Source organism: Roseovarius aestuariivivens, assembly GCF_004761875.1.
Classification (GTDB): Bacteria; Pseudomonadota; Alphaproteobacteria; order Rhodobacterales; family Rhodobacteraceae; genus Roseovarius; species Roseovarius aestuariivivens.
In genome coordinates this window covers 51,204-69,773 of the sequence record NZ_SJEY01000008.1, presented here as the reverse complement: position 1 = coordinate 69,773, position 18,570 = coordinate 51,204, and the positions used below count along the sequence as shown (strand labels likewise).

The 18,570-nt window shown below is 61.4% G+C and carries 17 protein-coding genes; 9 read left to right on the top strand and 8 right to left on the bottom strand.

The window, feature by feature from the left end; genetic code table 11:
* Positions 1 to 2: 2 nt before the first annotated feature.
* Together EZV60_RS13675 and EZV60_RS13670 are read right to left on the bottom strand one after the other, a co-directional pair.
* Positions 3 to 860 carry an FAD binding domain-containing protein gene (locus EZV60_RS13675; protein WP_135506161.1) on the bottom strand — a complete coding sequence of 286 codons (858 nt, stop codon included), beginning with the start codon at positions 858 to 860 and terminating at the stop codon, positions 3 to 5.
* A 97-nt stretch (positions 861 to 957) separates the two neighbouring features.
* On the bottom strand, positions 958 to 1,848 hold the full coding sequence (locus EZV60_RS13670) for a LysR substrate-binding domain-containing protein (protein WP_135506160.1): 891 nt from the start codon (positions 1,846 to 1,848) through the stop codon (positions 958 to 960).
* A gap of 94 nt (positions 1,849 to 1,942) precedes the next feature.
* On the opposite strand from EZV60_RS13670, the gene EZV60_RS13665 reads away from it, so the two are divergent.
* From EZV60_RS13665 to EZV60_RS13655, 3 genes are all read left to right on the top strand, one after another.
* Positions 1,943 to 3,097 carry an aromatic ring-hydroxylating oxygenase subunit alpha gene (locus tag EZV60_RS13665; RefSeq protein WP_135506159.1) on the top strand — a complete coding sequence of 385 codons (1,155 nt, stop codon included), beginning with the start codon at positions 1,943 to 1,945 and terminating at the stop codon, positions 3,095 to 3,097.
* Entirely contained in the window at positions 3,094 to 4,284 is a 1,191-nt protein-coding gene (locus tag EZV60_RS13660) for an aminomethyl transferase family protein (protein WP_135506158.1), read from the top strand. The genes EZV60_RS13665 and EZV60_RS13660 overlap by 4 nt, the downstream gene beginning before the upstream one ends.
* Before the next feature lie 110 nt (positions 4,285 to 4,394).
* Positions 4,395 to 5,264, top strand: a complete 870-nt coding sequence (locus EZV60_RS13655; protein WP_167853529.1) for a DMT family transporter — start codon at positions 4,395 to 4,397, stop codon at positions 5,262 to 5,264.
* 9 nt (positions 5,265 to 5,273) lie between these two features.
* Here the strand turns inward: EZV60_RS13655 and EZV60_RS13650 are convergent, their stop codons facing one another.
* The gene (locus EZV60_RS13650) at positions 5,274 to 6,038 is read right to left on the bottom strand and encodes an SDR family NAD(P)-dependent oxidoreductase (protein WP_135506156.1); all 765 of its coding nucleotides are present in this window, start codon (positions 6,036 to 6,038) and stop codon (positions 5,274 to 5,276) included.
* Positions 6,031 to 6,816 carry an MBL fold metallo-hydrolase gene (locus EZV60_RS13645; protein WP_135506155.1) on the bottom strand — a complete coding sequence of 262 codons (786 nt, stop codon included), beginning with the start codon at positions 6,814 to 6,816 and terminating at the stop codon, positions 6,031 to 6,033. The genes EZV60_RS13650 and EZV60_RS13645 overlap by 8 nt, the downstream gene beginning before the upstream one ends.
* Before the next feature lie 158 nt (positions 6,817 to 6,974).
* Here EZV60_RS13645 and EZV60_RS13640 point away from each other — a divergent pair, with 158 nt between their 5' ends.
* From EZV60_RS13640 to EZV60_RS13630, 3 genes are all read left to right on the top strand, one after another.
* Entirely contained in the window at positions 6,975 to 7,922 is a 948-nt protein-coding gene (locus EZV60_RS13640) for an ABC transporter substrate-binding protein (protein ID WP_135506154.1), read from the top strand.
* A gap of 73 nt (positions 7,923 to 7,995) precedes the next feature.
* Positions 7,996 to 9,090 (top strand): quaternary amine ABC transporter ATP-binding protein, encoded by a 1,095-nt coding sequence (locus EZV60_RS13635; RefSeq protein WP_135506153.1) that lies wholly within the window; start codon positions 7,996 to 7,998, stop codon positions 9,088 to 9,090.
* Positions 9,087 to 11,153, top strand: a complete 2,067-nt coding sequence (locus EZV60_RS13630) for an ABC transporter permease (RefSeq protein ID WP_135506152.1) — start codon at positions 9,087 to 9,089, stop codon at positions 11,151 to 11,153. Before EZV60_RS13635 ends, EZV60_RS13630 begins: the two co-directional genes overlap by 4 nt.
* Here EZV60_RS13630 and bchO read toward each other — a convergent pair.
* The 4 genes from bchO to crtA are packed head-to-tail and all read right to left on the bottom strand — an operon-like array spanning position 11,150 to position 15,386.
* Complete coding sequence (gene bchO / locus EZV60_RS13625) at positions 11,150 to 12,025, bottom strand: alpha/beta fold hydrolase BchO (protein ID WP_135506151.1); 876 nt, start codon at positions 12,023 to 12,025, stop codon at positions 11,150 to 11,152. The genes EZV60_RS13630 and bchO overlap by 4 nt on opposite strands.
* Before the next feature lie 3 nt (positions 12,026 to 12,028).
* Complete coding sequence (locus EZV60_RS13620; RefSeq protein ID WP_135506150.1) at positions 12,029 to 13,681, bottom strand: magnesium chelatase subunit D; 1,653 nt, start codon at positions 13,679 to 13,681, stop codon at positions 12,029 to 12,031.
* Entirely contained in the window at positions 13,678 to 14,682 is a 1,005-nt protein-coding gene (gene bchI, locus EZV60_RS13615; RefSeq protein WP_135506149.1) for a magnesium chelatase ATPase subunit I, read from the bottom strand. The genes EZV60_RS13620 and bchI overlap by 4 nt, the downstream gene beginning before the upstream one ends.
* Positions 14,679 to 15,386: a spheroidene monooxygenase gene (gene crtA, locus EZV60_RS13610; protein WP_135506317.1), complete on the bottom strand. Its 708-nt coding sequence runs from the start codon at positions 15,384 to 15,386 to the stop codon at positions 14,679 to 14,681. Before crtA ends, bchI begins: the two co-directional genes overlap by 4 nt.
* Positions 15,387 to 15,497: 111 nt before the next feature.
* Between crtA and EZV60_RS13605 the strand changes: the two genes are divergently transcribed.
* Genes EZV60_RS13605 through tspO form a run of 3 tightly spaced genes read left to right on the top strand, consistent with a single transcriptional unit; the run spans position 15,498 to position 18,563 of the window.
* On the top strand, positions 15,498 to 17,051 hold the full coding sequence (locus EZV60_RS13605; protein ID WP_135506148.1) for a phytoene desaturase: 1,554 nt from the start codon (positions 15,498 to 15,500) through the stop codon (positions 17,049 to 17,051).
* Positions 17,048 to 18,091 carry a 15-cis-phytoene synthase gene (crtB, locus tag EZV60_RS13600; RefSeq protein ID WP_135506147.1) on the top strand — a complete coding sequence of 348 codons (1,044 nt, stop codon included), beginning with the start codon at positions 17,048 to 17,050 and terminating at the stop codon, positions 18,089 to 18,091. Before EZV60_RS13605 ends, crtB begins: the two co-directional genes overlap by 4 nt.
* Before the next feature lie 4 nt (positions 18,092 to 18,095).
* Complete coding sequence (gene tspO, locus EZV60_RS13595) at positions 18,096 to 18,563, top strand: tryptophan-rich sensory protein TspO (RefSeq protein ID WP_135506146.1); 468 nt, start codon at positions 18,096 to 18,098, stop codon at positions 18,561 to 18,563.
* Positions 18,564 to 18,570 lie beyond the last annotated feature (7 nt).

Below are 18,570 nucleotides of genomic sequence, written 5' to 3'. Positions count from 1 at the left end.
GGTCAGCCTCCGGCCCTGGTCAGGGCGATATTGGCAGCACGGCGGGCAAGCACGCCCGCCACATGGGTTCTGAATTCAACCGTGCCGCGTTTGTCAGCGATAGGGTTTGCGGCTTTGGTACAAGCATTGGCAAGTGCCTCTAACGCCCCGTCGTCGACCTTGGTCCCTTCAAGCGCGGCAGCAGCCTCGGGAACGAGGATCACAGTTGGGGCGACGGCACCCAGCGAAACGCGGGCGGCGGTGCAGGTGCCGTCGTCCGAAAGCGTGAGAGAGACGGCACAGCCGACAACTGCGATATCCATTTCCGTCCGCGGGATGAACCGCAAGTAAGCGTCACCACTCTTCTCTGGGCGGGCGGGCAGAAAAATCGAGGCGACGAATTCATCCTTTTCCAGACAGGTCTTGCCGGGACCCTGCGGCACATCTTCAACCGCGACGTCGCGGGTTCCATTCGGTCCCGCAATCCGCGCGACGGCGCCTGCCGCGACCATCGCGGGCACGCTGTCAGCGGCGGGAGAGGCATTGCAGAGGTTGCCGGCGATGGTACAGCGTCCCTGGATCTGTGTAGACCCGATAAGGCTCGCGGCCTCGACAACGCCTGGCCAGTCGGCGCACAGGCCTTCGTGTTCCCTCATTTCGGCGCCCGATACTGCTGCGCCGATGCGCCATCCACCCTCTTCGCCTGTGATCTCTCGCAGGGCGTTTATACGCTTTATGTCAAGGATGCTGTCGGGTTCAGCATGACCAGAGCGCAAACGAACCAGCAAATCCGTGCCGCCGGCCAGAACACGGCAGTCTCCGGGGTCCTCGGCAAGCATGTGAACGGCATCTTCGAGGGTCGTGGGGGCGAGGTAGCGCATGACCGTAGTCCTTGGCTTGAAATCGATCAGCCTGTAGCAAACACCAATCCACCCCAAGCTTCAATCAGGATCGTCGCGACATCGCTGTGCCCGGCGGCTATGTCGCGCCAAATATGGATGGGGCAAGTTGTCCGGCCACGTCGCGCGCGGCGGGCGGCGCACCATCCCGAAGTAGCAGATAATAACCGAATGCGCTTCGGACGCTGTTTTCAAGCGGGCGTATCAGACGTCCGGCCTGTAGGTCTTCGTCCACGAGGCCGGCCCAACCCAACGTCACGCCTAGCCCGCGCCGCGCCGCATCGAGCAGCGCGGTGTAGCTGTTGGTGCGCAGGCAAATCGGCGCGCGGGTGGCGTCTACACCGGCCTCCGTCAGCCAGATTCCCCAGTTCATCCAATTCCAGTGAATGTAGTCGAGATCGATCAATTCGCACCGCAAGAGGTCTTGGGGTGTCTCGATACGGCTTTTCGCCTGGTACGCTGGCGTGCAGACCGGAAATACTTCGTCTCGGAATAACTCTGCCGATCGAAACCCCGGCCATGTTCCGCCTCCGTGCATCAAGGCGATATCGGCCGCCAGTAGCTCTGCCTCATCATCGGTGACGGTCAAGTCTATGGTCACCGGCGTGCCGTCGGCCAAGCGTGGTTGCAGCCGTTCCAGAAGCCAGAAATGCGCCATTGAAACATCCGCCGACAGCCGCACATTGGGTCGGTCTTCGCCAAGGCGCAGGCTATTGGTTGCTGCGCTAAGGTGCTGTAAAGCCGCCCGAACCCCGTTCAGAAGCTCACGTCCCTGCGCCGTGAGTACGATCTTCCTGTGATGGCGTTCGAAAAGCTCAATTCCCATTAGATCTTCAAGCTTGCGCACGCGTTGAGAGATCGCGGATTGCGTGACGGAAAGTTCCTCTGCGGCGCGAGTAAAGCTGCCAAGCCGGGCCGAGGCCTCGAATGGCTGCAAAAGGTCTAGAGGGGGTAGAGAAAGCCTTTGCATAAGAAATTGTTCCTCAAAACCCCCAGAAAACAGCGTTTGTCATAAATCAGGTTAATGGTGTTTCCTGTCAAGCATGAGCCGAGGGAGTGCCGCTATGACCAAACCGATTCTAAACCTTATGCCCGATGATGCCCCGTTCCGCGCGGACCCGGCCGAGTCCTACACACTGCCTGCGAGGTTCTACCACGACCCGGAAATCTGGGCTCTGGAGAAGGACACAATTTTCTACCGCAGCTGGAACTACGCCGGCCATGTAAGTCAGGTAGCCGAGCCGGGATGTTTTTTGACGGTAAGGATCCACGAGCAGAATATTTTCGTCGCCCGGACGCGGCAGGGCGACCTAAAGGCGTTCTACAACGTGTGTCCCCATCGCGGGCACGAACTTGTCAGCGGGACGGGTCGAAAGAACGTGATCACTTGCCCCTACCATGCCTGGGCTTTCGACTTTGACGGTACACTCAAATCCGCGCGCAACACCCAGACAGTCAAGGGCTTCGACAAGTCAGATTTTTCGCTGAAGGAAGTCAGGGTAGAAGTGTTCTGCGGCCTTGTTCTCGTCAATCTGGATCCTGACGCGACGCCTTTTGCCGAGCAGATGGGCGAGCTGGAGAAGGAAATCCGGCATTACGTGCCTTCGGTCGATGATTTGCAATTCGCGCAGCGCGACACGTACGAGGTCGAGGCGAACTGGAAGGTGCTCGTTGACAACTTCCTCGAGTGTTACCACTGCCATCCTGCGCACAAGGACTTCGTTGATCTTGTCGATATGGATACCTACCGCACCGTGACATGCGGGCTTTATTCCAGCCAGTGTGCAGGCAACCCCAAGTCACTAAGCAACCGCGCCTATTCCTTCAAGCCGGGCGATGTCGATTTCGGCTATGCAGGTTGGTACGTGTGGCCGAACTTCACCATCTGGGCCTATCCTGGTGAGGCCAATCTTTCGGTTCTCCAGATGAACCCGACCGCGCCTGAGGCTTGCGTGGAGTACCAGGACTGGTTCGTGAAGGACGGCGTCGTCACCGATCAGTTGCGCGATGCGATCAACTACCAGATCGACGTGCTGCAACCCGAGGATATCGGGCTTTGTGAAAGCGTGCAGAAGGGGCTGAAATCCTCGGGCTACAATCAGGGCCGTTTCGTCGTGGACGCGGGAAAGACCGAATTGAGCGAACACGCGGTGCACCATTTCCAGAAACTTGTGGCTGATGCCCTCGGCGCAAATCTTGATGTGGAGGCCGGCACATGATGCGATCTAGCGACGGACAAACACGCGACCTGGTTACCTCGCGCCCTGGCGCAGGCTGGGACTTCAACCTCAACCGTCATGCTTACCACGCCATCGAGGCGCGGCATGGTCCGCATTACTGCGTCTACAACCGCCGCCTGATGTGCGTTTACATGGACGACCTTCCGACGGACGAGGGGTATTGGCTTTTGCGGACCAAGGCGGCGTGTCTCCACACTGGCGAATGGCCGATCGAATTCGTCGGACCGGACGCCGAGAAACTGATGAGCCTTCTATTCGTCAATAATATTTCCAAAGTCCGCGTCGGCCGCTGCGGCTACGGGATCGCCTGTTTCGATCATGGCGGGCTGATCGTCGATGGAGTCTTCGTAAGGCTGGCAGAGGACCGGTTTTGGTATGCACAGGCCGATGGCGATTTCGTCAACTGGGCACGTGCGCATGCCAAAGGCATGGATGTCCAGATTCTCGACCCGCACGTAAACGTCAGCCAGATCCAGGGACCCTCGGCAATGGAAATTCTGAAGATGGCGGCCAAGGACGGGGTGCCTGAACCTTTTGGATACTTCGGAAGCGCCTGGGTGGATCTCGGGGGGCAGAGAGTTCTGATCACGCGGACAGGCTACACCAACGAGCTGGGTTGGGAATTCTATACGGAGCCCCATCACGATGCCAAAGCACTTTGGGAACACATTGAACGTGCCGGCGCGCCCTATGGTCTGCGGATGTTCGGTCTCGACTCTATGAACATTCGCCGGATCGAGGCGGGAATTCTAAACGCGAATTCCGACTTCGATGAAACCACGACGCCATACGACGTGGGACTTGGGGGGTTCGTGGCCATGGACAAGGACGACTTTATCGGCAAGGCCGCGCTGGAAAAGGCTGATAAGCGGCGGCGTCTTTATGGGATTATCTGCCCGGACGAGGAACCGCGCGTGAACGGTCGGGTGGAATGGCAGGGAAAACCGGCCGGGCGGATCACCGCCGGGGCCACATCGCCGTATCTTGGCCACGGGATCGGCTATGCCCTGATGGACAGCGCCGAGGCTGGTCCGGGAACCGAAATCACGGTCGAGGGAAATGACGGCAAGATGTATGCCGCAACGCTGGCCGAAACGCCGCTTTACGACAAGGCGTGCGAAATACCGCGCGGCAAACTCGTGGATATCCCGGAACGCGCTGCCTGACAGCGCTTGGTCTGACTGGTTGATTGAGATTTACTGCGCGGTGGGTGTCCCACCGCGCGCATCACGTCCAACGGAGATTTCATTTGACCCACAGCACCCAAGGAGCGGTTTTGGCAGGCCTTTTCGCGGGCGTCTGCTGGGGCATCTTCTGGTTGCCCCTACGCATGATCGAGCAAGCGGGCCTGGACGCTCCGTGGGCCATGGTGGTTTTCACAGTTCTGCCCGCACTCATGTCGCTGCCGCTGGTGTGGCATTTGCGCGCCGATTACAGGCTGGGTTTGCGCCCGCTGTTGGGGGGCATGCTTGGTGGCGTGGCTTACGCTCTTTACGCGGCCTCGCTGCTTTACACCGACGTGGTCCGTGCAGTGCTGCTGTTTTACATGACGCCGATCTGGGGCTTTTTCCTGGGATGGTTGTTCCTTGGCGACCGGATGACATGGTACCGCTGGTTGGCTATAGCGGTTGGCCTCGTCGGTCTGGTTGTGATCTTTGCCGATGACACGGGTCTTCCGGTGCCTCGAAATGCGGGCGACTGGTTCGGTCTGGTGTCCGGCATGTTCTGGGCTGCCGGCTGTACACTGATCCTGACTGAAAAACGGGTGCGCATCGCCACGCAAGCGGTGAATTTCCTCGGTGTCGCGGCCATCGTGGCCTGCGTCGTGGCGTTTTTCGCCACGTTGCGGGGCGGCGCAACTGTGCCGGCCGTCGTGGAGGTGACGGGCTTGCTGGCCTGGTTCATTCCGGTTGCGGTGATCCTCATTCTGCCCAGTTGTTTGGCGACAATCTATGCTCCGTCAAAGCTCAATCCCGGCGTGGTGGGATTGCTATTCATGACAGAGATCGTGGTCGCGGCGGTGACGGCGGCGATCTGGGCCGAAGAAAGCTTCGGCCTGCGAGAAGCCGTGGGCCTGCCCCTGATCCTGTCGGCGGGTCTGATTGAGCCCGCCGTTATGACGTGGCGGACCCGCAGACTAGCCTGACATTTAGTCTTACCAGAGTGCGCCCGCATTGATCTGAATATCTTCCATTGTCAGGGCCGGCGCATCGGAAGAACAGAGAAAGGCGATCAACGCGGCGACTTCCTGCGGTTGAACCAAGCGATTTTGCGGATTGCTTCTTGCGAGTGCCTCGATCTCTTGCGCGAGACTTGTACCGTTTTCTCGGGCCATCATCGACGCTGACTCCCGTAGCATGTCGGTTTCCACCCAGGTCGGACTAACGGTCATCGACGTCACGCCGTGCGGCGCGCCCTCTAAGGCCACGGCGCGCGATAACCCAAGAAGTCCCGCCTTCGACGCGCAATACGCCGCCTGATCGGGCATCGCGGTGTGGGCCGCTGTCGACGCAATCGTCACGATCCGCCCCCATCCGCGTGCCTTCATCCCCGGCAAGACCTCTCGCATCATCAGGAAACTGCCCGTCAGGTTGGTATCGATCACCCGTTGCCACGCTTTGATATCGTGCTCCGATACAGTTTGATAAACCTCTATGCCCGCGCAGTTGACCAGAATATCGGCGTCTCCAATCGCGGTCGCCGCGTTCTGACAAAACCTGGCGACGGAGGTCTCATCGCACACGTCGAGCTCGTGCGCGAAAGCGTCCTCACCAAGCGCTTCGTGTGCCGCCTGTTGTGCCTCGACGTTCCCGCCGCGCCGTCCACCGACCGCCACGCGGTGTCCGGCGGCCCGCATTGCGCGCGCCACTTCAAGGCCCATGCCCGCCAAGCCGCCGCTGATATAGGCTGTTCTAGTCATGTCCGCCTCCGGCGATTTCGTCTGCGACCCACGTCGAGGCATCGCCGAGCCGGCGCCCGCCCGCCGCGTACTCATGTAGTATTTCCAGCATCTTGTCGCGCCCAAAGGATGCGAAGTGCCCAGCGTGCACCGTGTGCACCGGAAGGTCTCGCAGACGCGCATGCGACGCCGCAAGAAGTTCCGGCTCGGAGTGGTAGAGATCGTCGATCAGCGCGCCATCGTAGACAACATCGCCGCTGAAAAAGAGCCCGGTGTCGCCTTCGAAAAGCGCGATGGATCCCGGGGAGTGGCCCGGCAAGTGCAGCACGCGGAACACCCGGTCGCCCAGGTCGATGACGTCGCCCTCGTCGAGGTGTTCCGTCAGCGAGGCCGGTTTCACATGATATCGACGATGGTCGAAATCCTCGAAGGGCGAAGCAGTAAAGGTCTCGGCGATAAGAAACCCGGTATTGGCAACGGTGTTGGCATCGGTCGGTGAAGCGATGATTCCGGCCTCTGCAGCATGACCGCAGCGATGTTGAAACTGGTGCAGGCCGCCCGAGTGGTCGAAATGTGAGTGAGTCATGATCGCTATGACAGGTCGCTCGGCCAGCGCCGCGACCGCCTCGCTCAGGGGGCGCAGGCCAAGACCGGTGTCGATAATCAGATCCCGATCCCGGCCTCTCACATGCCAAATATTGCACCTAAGCCAGTGCGCGACATGGCGCTCGTGAATGCGCGTCACCCCGTCGTCCAAATTTTGTACACCGTACCAAGTGGCGGCGATCGGAAGGGTCATGCAGGGCCTTTCTCAGGGGATCGGTTGATGCCCGAGCTTAGCTTCCCGCAAGACAATTGGCGAGCGGCACCCGGTACAGTGCTTGAATAGACGGGGGCAGGTGGTAAGCTTCGACAAATCCAGCGAATAAGAAACAGACCAACGGGAGAAGTCTTTTGATGACGACACGTATCAGCCTTGCCGCCGGCCTTGCGCTCGGACTTGCAAGCGCGTTCAGCGCCAGCGCCGACAGCAGTGATCCGATCCGAATTCCCATCAACGAATGGACCGGCCAGCACATATCGGCCTACATAACCGGCAGCCTGTTCAAGAAAGCTGGGTATGAGGTGGAATACGTTACAGCCGGCGCCGTCCCGCAATTCATCGCTCTTGCCAATGGCGATTTGCACGTGCAGCCCGAGGTCTGGACCAACAACGTGGGAGAGATCTATCCCAAAGCGGTCGAAAGTGGCGATATCCTCGTCTTGGGACAGCTGGGTCTCAAGCCTCAGGAGGGGTGGATTTATCCACCCTACATGGAAGAAATGTGCCCCGGCCTGCCGGCCTACGAGGCGCTTTACGATTGCGCGCAGGCTTTTGCCGCCGCCGATACCTTTCCCAAGGGCCGACTGATCACCTATCCGGCGGATTGGGGCACACGCTCAAAGGACGTCGTGGCGCAGATCGATCTACCGTTCGAACCCGTTGCGGGTGGTTCCGAAGGCGCGATGATCGCCGAGGTGAAATCCGCTGTGGCAACCAAGGACCCGCTTCTGATGATGTTCTGGCAGCCGCATTGGCTTTTTGCCGAGGAAGAATTCAACTGGGTCGCGTGGGACCCCGCCGACGGTGAATGCGTCGAGGAGGAAGGCCAGACGCGCGGGGACGCTTGCGGTTTTCAGCAGGCCTCGATCGACAAGATCGCCAATATAAGCTTCAAGAAAAACTATCCCGGTGCCTTCGCGCTCTACCAGGCTATTGAGATTGACAACGACACGCAAAACGCGCTGATGCTGGAGATTGACCAGAAAGGCCGGGACCTCGAGGAGGTCGTTGCGGAGTGGATCGACGCGAACGAGGCGGTCTGGTCTCCTTGGGTCGAGGCGGGCATGGCCGCGAAGAAATAATCCTGATCAAGTACTCGGCCGAGGCGACCCTTTTGCCTTGGCCAGACCGCCCTTGCGCGAAAGACCGTCACCGATGACCAAGTCCCATCCCGGCGCCGCCGATGGTTCGGACATTCGTCTGTCCTGCCGAAACATCTGGAAGGTCTACGGCAAGAATCCCGAGCGATATTTTTCTAAGGACGAAGACGTCGCAGACCCCGCGACGCTGGTTCGGCGTATCCGGGACGATGGCGCTATACCGGCGGCCGCAGATGTTAGCTTTGACCTGCGCGTGGGTGAGATATTCGTCATCATGGGGCTTTCCGGCTCGGGCAAGTCAACGGTGGTGCGCTGCCTGTCGCGTCTGGTGGAGCCGACCCACGGTCGCATTACGCTGAACGGCGACGATCTGCTGGCGAAATCGGCGAAGGAGATGATCAAGATCAGGCGCCACAAGATCGGCATGGTGTTCCAGAACTTCGGATTGATGCCTCATCTTTCCGTCTACGACAACGTCGCCTTCCCCCTGAGTCTGCAGGGGGAAAGCAAGGCTGACATTCGCGCGCAGGTGGACAATGTCATTGACCTTGTGGGCCTGCGCGGCCGTGAAAAAAGCTATCCGCATCAGCTCTCGGGTGGACAGCAGCAGCGCGTCGGCATCGCCAGATCTCTTGCCGTGGATCCCGACCTTTGGCTTCTCGACGAGCCGTTTTCGGCGCTCGATCCGCTGATCCGTCGGCAAATGCAGGACGAATTCCTGCGGATCCAGAACGATCTGCAAAAATCCATCGTGTTCATTACGCATGATTTCCTTGAGGCTCTGCGTGTTGCCGACCGCATGATGATCATGCGCGGTGGGCAAGTGGTTCAGACCGGCACCCCGGCAGAACTCATTACAAACCCCGTGAATGACTACGTGGCCGAATTCACCAATGACGTGCCGCTTGCGCGGGTACTGACCGCAGCAGAGGTCGCCGATGCCAAAGGACAAAGGGATGACGGGCTTAAGCGGGTTGCGGCGGAAACGCCTGTAGAAACCCTCCTGCCGATGCTGGCCGAACATCCCGACGGATTGATCGCCGAGAGTGATGGCGCTCCCCTCGGCTTGGTCACAGCGCAAAGCGTGATCGCCGCTCTTGCCCGCCATTCGGGCCAGAGCGCGGACACGATCGGGCAGGCCGGGACATGAAACTCGGTCAAGAGGGGGCACGCCAGCACTGGGCCTGGATCGCATTGATCGGGCTGACGCTGGCTGTGCTCGGTGCGCGCGACAGTTTGGACGCGCTGATGGTTTTCCCCGACGCCTGGGTGCTTCCTATGACCGACTGGTTCAATGCCGGTATGGACGTGGTCGTAGCGCAAACCGGCTCGTTCTTCCGTGGGGTCTCTGCGGCAATGTCTGTGCCGATGGGTTGGATCCGGGGGCTTCTGCAATGGATGCCTTGGGCGCTGACGATCAGCCTTCTGGCGCTGGCCTCCTTCGCCGTCTCGGGATGGAAACTGGCACTATTCACCGCGTTGGCCACGTTCTACATGGTGCTGATCGGCTACTGGCCGGAATCGATGAACTCGTTGTCACTGGTGGTGATGTCCGTGCCGATGGCTGTCGTTATCGGGTTTTTCATTGGGACTGCGGCCTATTACTCCGCGCGTGCCGACCACATCGTGTCCCCGACCATGGATGTACTGCAGACAATCCCGGTTTTCGCCTATCTTTTGCCGATCCTTCTATTGTTCGGGTTCGGGCCCGTGGTGGGCCTCATCGCCTCGATCCTTTATGCGGTGCCGCCGATGGTGCGCAACACAACGCTTGGCTTGCGCCGGGTAGACCCCGAGGTCATCGAGGCTGGCATGATGGCCGGCGCGTCGCCTTCACAAATGTTCTGGCGTGTGCGCGTGCCAAGCGCTCTGCAGCAGATCCTTTTGGGCATCAACCAGACGATGATGGCGGCCTTTTCGATGGTGATCATCGCATCGATCATCGGTGGAACGGCCGATATCGGCTGGGAGGTTCTTTCGACCATGCGCAAGGCGGAATTCGGCGAAAGCATCCTTGCCGGCATTGTGATCGCACTCATGGCAATGGTGATGGACCGAATGACCGCCCGCGTGGCGACAGCGCAGACCCCCGGTGATGCGCCCGAAGGTCTGTGGGCACGCTACCGCTACTGGATCATCGCGGTTGGGATGACGCTAGCCATCCTGCTATTGTCCCGCACCTTTCCTTTCCTGCAGAGGTACCCGGAAGCGTGGGAGGTTTATCCGGCGCAGATGCTCAATAATTGGCTGACTTTCGTGCTTGTCGAATATGCCGACACGATCAAGTCGATCAAAACCCTCTCGCTCTTTTACATCATGCTGCCCGTGAAAATGGGGCTGGAACAGACCGTAAGTCCGTTTTCCTGGGGTTTTGCGCTCACACCCTCCCTCAAGATGGGATACGCTGGACTGGCGCTTGCCTTGGCCGGTTGGCTGTGGTTCTGCGGGCGTATCAATGTTGCGCTTCTCGTCGCGGGCTTGGCAATCCTGTTTTACTTTGGTCTGACACGGCTTCCTTGGCCGTCGGTCATGGGCGTTCTGATCTTGCTCGCGTGGCAGGCCGGAGGCATGCGTCTTGCGCTCGGTGCAGGGTTGGGCATGGCTTTTCTCTTGCTGGTCGGTGTCTGGCCGCAAGCGATGCTGTCGCTTTACCTTTGCGGGATCGCAGTTGTCTTGTCCTTCATGTTAGGAACTGTCCTTGGTATCCTCGCATCGGAAAACGAGACTTTCTCGGCAGTCCTGCGCCCCATCAACGATACGCTTCAGACGATGCCGCCTTTCGTGCTGCTGATCCCGTTCGTCATGATCTTCAAACTCGGCGATTTCACGGCGCTTCTGGCGATTATCTCTTATGCCATCGTGCCGGCGATCCGTTATGCCGAACATGGATTGCGCAACATCTCACCCGAAGTGATCGAGGCCGCGAAGGCCTCGGGCGCGACGCGATGGCAGATCCTGTGGCGGGTGCGCCTGCCGCTGGCTGCGCCGCAGTTGATGCTGGGTCTGAACCAGACGATCATGTACGGCATCGCGATGCTTGTGATCGCGGCGCTGGTCGGCACGAACGGATTGGGACAACGTGTCTATATCGGCCTCAGCAACGGCGATTTTGGCACTGGAATGATCGCCGGGATCGGCATGGCGATCATCGCCATGATTGCAGACCGTATGACCCAAGCCTACAGCCGGAAAGTGCAGCCCGCCGCGCGTTAACGGCCCGTCGCATCACAGAAATCGAGTATGAGGCCTGATAGCGCGTCCGGGTCTTCCTCATGCGCCAAATGCCCAAGCCCGGACAATTGATGCACCCGGCCCTGCGGAAGTTCACGGGCTGCGCGGGTCGACACTTCTGGCGGCACGGCCTTGTCGCATTCGCCCGTGATCAGAAGGCAGGGCGTGTCGATTTCGGCCATTTTGTCCCAGAGCGCATCGGTGTTCCAGTTAGCCATCATCTGCAACGTGCCGTCGATATGCTCGCGATCCGATAAAAGCCGGGCGTAGTAGCCGAGCGCCTCGTCAGAAAGGTTTGAACCGGTCGAGCGGATCACGTTGCGTGCCCGATCCGGCCGCGCGCCGCCCATGGCGAAGGCGTAGGACGTCAGCGGATTGAGCGCGAGCATTTTGGCCAACGCCGGAAAAAGCCAGCTGGCCACACCCTCGAAGCGATCAAGCGCGGCGTTTATCCCGACGAGCCGCGGCGGTCCGCCGTCCGGCGTGGTCAGGCGCGTCGACAGATCTAGCGCCACTGCACCCCCAGCCGAGTGGCCCACGATAGCCGATGGTTGCCAGCCCTGCGCGGCGCAAAGTTCGGCGATGTCTTCCGACGTTTTGGCAAGGCCGAACCGGTTCCGGCTGCCGGGCCGGGTGAAGCCGTGACCGGGGAGGTCAACCGCGACCACGTGGTGATGGGTGGCCAAGGTCGGGATAACGTCCCGCCAGCTATGGGTCGTCGCGCCGGCCCCGTGCAGCAAAAGGATCGTTGCGCCCTTGCCCGTTTCCTGCACGTGCCAGTCGTGCGGGCGATGGCGGATGCGGCGCGATAGATGGTTGAGGGGCCAATCCTTCAGGTCGCGCGCCCAGTCCATCCTTTAGCTGTCCAAAGCTTCGGACACTGCCGTGGAAATGACCCGTGCGTCTGCGCGGGGCAGGGCTATATAACGCGCGCCCAGACGGGCGGCGATGCGCTGTGCCTGATCCGCCGGACGGTTGGACGTGTCGATGAGAACGCCGGCGATACCTTGCATGTTCAGACCAGCCGCAATGGTCTCGGCATCTTCAAGTGCCGTCTTGCGATCGGCCTCGCCGGACAGCGGGATATTGGCGCGACCGTCCGTCAGCAGGACGAGCATGGGCGTCAAGCCCCGCCCGGTCGCGTGCCTCGCCAGTTCCGTGACCGCGACGAGACCGGCGGCCAGCGGTGTGCCGCCGCCCCCGGGCAGCGAGGCCAGTTGCCGCTTGGCCTGCACGAGAGATCGGGTCGGCGGCAGAAGCTCGTCGGCGCGGTCGCCCCGAAATGCTATCAGCGCGACCTGATCGCGACGCGCATAGGCTTGTGCGAGCATTAATTCGACCGCGCCCTTCGCCTCGTTCAGGCGCGCGACCGCGGCAGAGCCGGAGGCATCGACCGCAAAGATCAGCAGGCGGTCAGAGCGATCCTCGTAGCGTTTTAGACGAATATCACTCGGATGAATGATTACCGCGCGATGCTTGTTCGCGCCGGTGCGGCGCAGGGTTTGCCAGGGGGCGGCTGCCCGAAGCGTTGCCACGGTGTCGATCCGGGCTTGTGCATTTGGCCGACCAGAGCGCGGAGGCAGCGGTCGCCCGCGCCGGTTGCCCGCCCGCCTGTTGCCCGCTCCCGAGCCCGACGCGGCAGTGCGACTGCGTCCGGCACTACGCTCGAGGATGTCGGCGGGTAGTAGCGCGGCAATCGCCCGGACAAGGATCTCTTCTGGGATGTCCGGTGCGCCCTGGTCATCCTGATCGCTTTGATCGGGCGTCGGCGGCGGCTGATCTTCTGGCAGGTCAGGTTCCGGCTCCGGGGCGTGCGGGATTTGCGTGGCGCGGGCCGGATAGACGAGTTCCGCGGCTTCCTGCAGGTGCGCATCTATGATCTGCTCGGCCCCATCCAGAGCGGCAAGTGCGCGGGCCGCGCGCAGCGCAAACAGCGGCGCCCGCAGGCTTTCGATGCCGAAACGTGCAGCCAACGCGGTAAGGGCGGGCAGGGTGTCCTGCGGTGTCTTCACCTGCGAGAGGCGTGCGCGTGCGGCGTCGATATCTGCCGGAGCGGGAAGCAAAAGCGCCTTGGCGCGCCCCTCGTCGGGCTCGATATGGAAGGCAAGGCGATCCGCCAAAGCCCGAGGCACGGCTTCTTCCGCGGTGGCGCCTTCGTCCAGGGCAACCAGGCAGTGTCCCGTGCAGCCATCCAGGATCCGGGCCAGACGCGCGGCAAGCCCTGGTCCCGTCCGCTCGGCCATTGTCAGGATCAGCCGGCAGGGCATATCGATCAGACCCGGATCGGAGACGGGCCGCCCCTCGGCGAGCGAGGCCGCGATGTTGAGGCCACCGAAAAGCTGCGAGTCGGAGATCGCGGGATGGATACGCCGCGCTTCGCCGGGCAGACGTGTCAGCGCGTTCTCAAAAGCGCCCCGCGCCGGCCCGACCCTCGTTCGCAGGACTAACCCGCCAAGGCCACCCGGATCGATGGCCAGGGCGGCCAAGGCACGGGCAGCGGCAGTGGTCATTGCAGAACGTCCGCTACCGCGCGCGCCACCCGCGCGCCTGTGCCCGCCTCGTCCAGGGGATCGCGCCGCAGACGGTGCGCCAAGGCCAGGGGCGCCACACGCGCAAGATGCTCCCGGGACACCGCGCCTTCGCCCTCATACGCGGCCAGTGCGCGGGCTGCTTTCAGCAATGTCAGCTCGCCGCGCAAACCGTCGGTGCCAAGGGCCACGGCCAATTGCGCGCAGTCACGCAAGAGGTCGTCAGTCGCCTTGGTGTCGCGCAAAGCCTGCCGAGCGGCAAGGATGGCATCGCGTATGCGGGCATCCTCGGCCTGCCAGTAGGCCAGAAATGACTCTGTATCGCTTTCGAACGCATCGCGGCGGCGCACCACTTCGATCCGTTGATCGATATCGGTGGGTGACGCCACTTCGACCGACAGACCAAACCTGTCCAGAAGCTGAGGGCGCAATTCGCCCTCTTCGGGGTTGCCGGAGCCGACCAGCACAAAGCGTGCCGGGTGGCGGATCGAGAGGCCTTCACGCTCCACCGCGTTGACACCCGACTGTGCCACGTCCAGCAGCAGATCGACGATATGATCTTCGAGAAGGTTGACTTCGTCGATGTAAAGATAGCCTCGGTTCGCCCGCGCCAAGAGTCCCGGCTCAAAGGCCTTTTCGCCTCGGGTCAGGGCTCTCTCGATATCCAGTGCGCCGGTCACCCGGTCTTCGGTAACGCCAAGTGGCAGGTCGACCACCGGCGTAGGCCGTTCGACCAACTCTTTCTCCGAGACCTGGGCCCAGTCCGGAATGTCCGCGGGATCTGCGGAATTGACTGGGCACCCGGCCACCTGCCGGATCGGAGGCAGTAGGGCTGCAAGCGCGCGTACGGCCGTGGATTTGCCAGTACCACGGTCCCCGAAAACAAGAACGCCGCCGAGGCCAGGATCGATGGCCGTCAGAATAAGCGCCTGTTTCATGTCGTCCTGGCCAACGATGGCGGAAAAAGGAAAAGCTGTCGTCATGTCTTTAGTCCAAGCCGGGCGAGCGGCTGGCCGCCCTCCCATGTGCCGCGTGCGCCAAGAATAGCGAAACGCGCGTAGAGTTCTTCGCGAAACCATTTGCCCTCGCGCACCGCGCGAATGGCCCGCGCATGTGGTCCGTCTTCGCGGGCAAAGGCGGCCATGCCGCCTGTATCGGGCCAAACCGAAAAGGTGATCTGATGCAAAAGCGGCACCTCGCCGATTCCGATTTTGAAAGCCACGTTTTCATCCGCGCCGATGACTTTCGAGATGTCGGGCACCCTGTTCCAGAAACGCAGCGCCGCGCCGGGCCGCACCGTGGCCCGGGTCAGTGCAGCAACCGGACCGGTATGCTCTGTCGGTATCGTCTGGAACGGCCTCTGCCCCGACCACGCACCCCGCGCTGAGGTGGGGGCCAAGAAAAGAGTATAATTTTCAAGGGCTCGCGCCCGGTAGCGCCGGAAAATATCGGCCTCTTCGGTTCGGGCGCGCGCTGTCTCGGGGTCGGGCCATGTGGCGAGGATCGCGTAGACGCCAGTATTGGGGATCGGCGTGAACCCCTCGCCGGTGCCAGAGCCGCACAGCTTCCAGAACCCGATATCCGGAACGCGCGCCAACGCGGGGCGCGCAAGCCCCATCATGGCAAAGGCCCATACCCTGGCAAAGCCCGGCCTGAACCGAAAAAAGCTGAGACTGACGGTTTGGATGGCCTGTCTCCCCTCAAAGCAGTGTCTACTATTACTGACATGGTTTTGAGAGGCAGAAAAGGGCTGCAATGCGAGATTGTCAATTTAACTAGACACATGTAGTCTGGTAAAATGTTGACACGTCTCGACCCGGAAATGAAACACGCCGCGGAGGCCGCGATGCGGCCCCATGCCATCGTTATCGGCGCAGGTCTGGGGGGGCTTGCCTCGGCCATGAGGCTGGGAGCCAAAGGGTACAGAGTAACAGTGCTCGACCGGCTCGAAGGCCCCGGCGGGCGCGGATCCAGCATCTGGCGGAACGGGCACAGGTTCGACCTGGGGCCGACAATTGTTACAGTTCCCCAAGTGTTTAGAGAACTTTGGGCGGCCTGCGGGCGGGAGTTCGACAAAGATGTCGATCTGCGCGCGCTTGATCCGTTCTACGAGATCCGCTGGCCGGATGGCAGCCGGTTTACCGCGAGGCAGGACACCGATGCGATGCGGGCCGAAGTGGCGCGGCTTTCTCCACGAGATTCAGCGGGTTACGAGAGGTTCCTAGGGGATAGCGAAGCGCGCTATGAATTCGGCTTCGAGGATCTCGGGCGCCGTTCGATGCACAAGCTGTGGGACCTGGTCAAGGTGCTTCCAAAATTCGGTATGCTCCGTGCGGATCGGTCGGTCTATGCCCATGCTGCGAAGCGGTTCAAGGACGAGAGACTGCGCATGGCGTTTTCGTTTCACCCTTTGTTTATTGGGGGGGACCCGTTCAAGGTGACGTCGATGTATATCCTTGTTAGCCATCTCGAAAAGGAATTCGGGGTGCATTACGCGATGGGGGGTGTCGAGGCGATTGCGAAGGCGATGGCGGATGTCGTGGCTGATCAGGGCGGGTTGGTGCGGCAGAGTGCGGAAGTTGATGAAATCCTTGTCAAAAATGGTCGTGCCGCTGGCGTGAAGCTGAGCGGGGGCGAAATCATTCCGGCCGATGTTGTGGTGTCGAACTCGGATGCCGGCCATACCTATAACCACTTGTTGCGAAATATAAAAAAGCGTCGCTGGACGGGGGCGAAGCTAAAGCGGTCGCGCTGGTCCATGGGGCTTTTCGTGTGGTATTTCGGAACGAAAGGCACGCGGGACAAATGGCCGGACTTGGGGCATCACACCGTGCTGAACGGCCCGCGTTATCAAGGACTTGTGAAAGACATCTTCCTGAACGGTAAGCTGTCGGAGGACATGAGCCTTTACGTGCACCGCCCGACGGTCACCGACCCGAGCGCGGCGCCGGAGGGCGATGACACCTTTTATGCGCTGAGCCCGGTGCCGCATCTTGGGCACGACGATCCGGTGGATTGGTCCAAAATGTACAAAAAATATCTGGCCAATGTCCAAAATGTACTGGAAGAAAATCTGCTTCCGGGCCTGTCGGAGCATCTGTCGGCCTCGGAAGTGTTTACACCCGACACGTTTCGCGACCGCTACCTCAGTCCGCACGGGACAGGGTTTTCGCTGGAGCCGAGAATCTTTCAGTCGGCATGGTTTCGCCCGCACAATGTGAGCGAGGAACTCGACGGTCTTTACCTGACCGGGGCGGGCACGCATCCCGGGGCAGGATTGCCCGGGGTGATTTCCAGCGCCGAGGTGCTTGGGCAACTGGTGCCCGACGCCGAAACGGTCGCCCGGCGATGACGATTGCTGTCGAGGACATGGCGCATTGCGCCGCGGCGATCCGGGACGGGTCGCGGTCGTTTCATGCCGCCTCCAAACTTTTGCCCGCACAGGTGCGCGACCCGGCGCTTGCGCTTTATGCGTTCTGCCGGCTGGCGGATGACGCCGTCGATCTGCAAACCGAGAAGGCCGAGGCGGTTCTGAGGCTGCATGAGCGGCTGGACCTTGCCTATCGCGGCACGCCGAGGGATGCGCCCGCGGACCGGGCCTTTGCCGGGCTGATCGAGGAGTTCGCTATGCCGCGCGAACTGCCCGAGGCGCTGCTGGAAGGTCTGGCGTGGGACGCGATGGGACGGCGCTATCAGACCTTGAGCGACTTGCAGGCCTACTCGGCCCGGGTGGCGTCGGCGGTGGGCGCGATGATGTGCGTGCTGATGCGTGTGCGCGAAGCCGATGCGCTGGCGCGGGCCTGTGATCTGGGCGTCGCGATGCAGCTGACGAATATAGCCCGGGACGTGGGTGAGGATGCCCGCGAGGGACGACTTTACCTGCCGACCGACTGGCTGGAAGAGGCCGGGATCGACCCGGATGCGTTTCTGGCCGAACCGACCTTCACGCCAGAGTTGCGCGGGGTGATCATGCGCCTGTTGCGGCGCGCCGACGATCTATATGCGAAATCCGAAGCCGGGGTCGGGGCGCTGCCCGTAACGTGCCGTCCGGGGATATTCGCGGCGCGCTATATCTATGCCGGGATCGGTGCTCAGCTTCGGCGGGGCGGATATGATGCGATCAGCCACCGGGCGCGCACCAACACGGCGCAGAAACTGGGTTGGCTGGCGCTGTCGGTGCTGCGCGCGGGCGCGACGGTGGTGATGCCACGCTCGGCCGTGATCTACGCGCGCCCCTTGCCCGAGACGGCCTTTCTCGTGCAGGCCGCGAGCGATGGATCGGCTACGGCGAAGGACTGGAGCGAGACGCTTTACGCCACCATGTCCACGCTCAAGGCCAAGGATGCGGCGCGGCGCGCGGCCTTGCAGGCACAACGGGCGGAGCTAGGTTAACATCATGTTTTGGCTTTGCTTCACAATCTTTCTTTTGGCCTGCCTGTCCGCAGGATCGACCGGTGGGCTCTTCCCGCCGGGCAAGTGGTACGAAAGCCTCGACAAGCCGCCATGGACGCCGCCCAACTGGCTTTTCCCCGTCGCGTGGACCTCGCTTTACCTGCTGATGGCCGCTGCGGGTGCGCGCGTGGCGGTGTCGGATGGCAACGCGGTGGCAATGGCGCTCTGGTCGTTGCAGATCGCGCTTAACGGGTTGTGGACGCCAGTGTTTTTTGGGTTGAAGCGGTTGCGGCTGGGGCTGATCGTGCTGATCGGGCTTTGGCTGTCCGTGGCGCTGACGCTTGTGGCGCTGTGGGAGGTCGACTGGATCGCAGGGTTGATGTTTGTGCCTTACCTTGTCTGGGTCAGCGTTGCCGGTGCGCTCAACTATTCGGTCTGGCAGCGCAATCCCAACGCGGGCGCGGAGAGCTGATTTGATC

Coding starts and splice junctions, on each gene's coding strand:
- EZV60_RS13620 (WP_135506150.1), bottom strand. CDS start 13,681: ATGACCACTGCCGCTGCCCGTGCCTTGGCCGCCCTGGCCATCGATCCG.
- EZV60_RS13605 (WP_135506148.1), top strand. CDS start 15,498: ATGTTGACACGTCTCGACCCGGAAATGAAACACGCCGCGGAGGCCGCG.
- EZV60_RS13640 (WP_135506154.1), top strand. CDS start 6,975: ATGACGACACGTATCAGCCTTGCCGCCGGCCTTGCGCTCGGACTTGCA.
- EZV60_RS13665 (WP_135506159.1), top strand. CDS start 1,943: ATGACCAAACCGATTCTAAACCTTATGCCCGATGATGCCCCGTTCCGC.
- EZV60_RS13650 (WP_135506156.1), bottom strand. CDS start 6,038: ATGACTAGAACAGCCTATATCAGCGGCGGCTTGGCGGGCATGGGCCTT.
- bchI (WP_135506149.1), bottom strand. CDS start 14,682: ATGACGACAGCTTTTCCTTTTTCCGCCATCGTTGGCCAGGACGACATG.
- tspO (WP_135506146.1), top strand. CDS start 18,096: ATGTTTTGGCTTTGCTTCACAATCTTTCTTTTGGCCTGCCTGTCCGCA.
- EZV60_RS13675 (WP_135506161.1), bottom strand. CDS start 860: ATGCGCTACCTCGCCCCCACGACCCTCGAAGATGCCGTTCACATGCTT.
- EZV60_RS13670 (WP_135506160.1), bottom strand. CDS start 1,848: ATGCAAAGGCTTTCTCTACCCCCTCTAGACCTTTTGCAGCCATTCGAG.
- EZV60_RS13630 (WP_135506152.1), top strand. CDS start 9,087: ATGAAACTCGGTCAAGAGGGGGCACGCCAGCACTGGGCCTGGATCGCA.
- EZV60_RS13660 (WP_135506158.1), top strand. CDS start 3,094: ATGATGCGATCTAGCGACGGACAAACACGCGACCTGGTTACCTCGCGC.
- EZV60_RS13635 (WP_135506153.1), top strand. CDS start 7,996: ATGACCAAGTCCCATCCCGGCGCCGCCGATGGTTCGGACATTCGTCTG.
- EZV60_RS13645 (WP_135506155.1), bottom strand. CDS start 6,816: ATGACCCTTCCGATCGCCGCCACTTGGTACGGTGTACAAAATTTGGAC.
- crtB (WP_135506147.1), top strand. CDS start 17,048: ATGACGATTGCTGTCGAGGACATGGCGCATTGCGCCGCGGCGATCCGG.
- bchO (WP_135506151.1), bottom strand. CDS start 12,025: ATGGACTGGGCGCGCGACCTGAAGGATTGGCCCCTCAACCATCTATCG.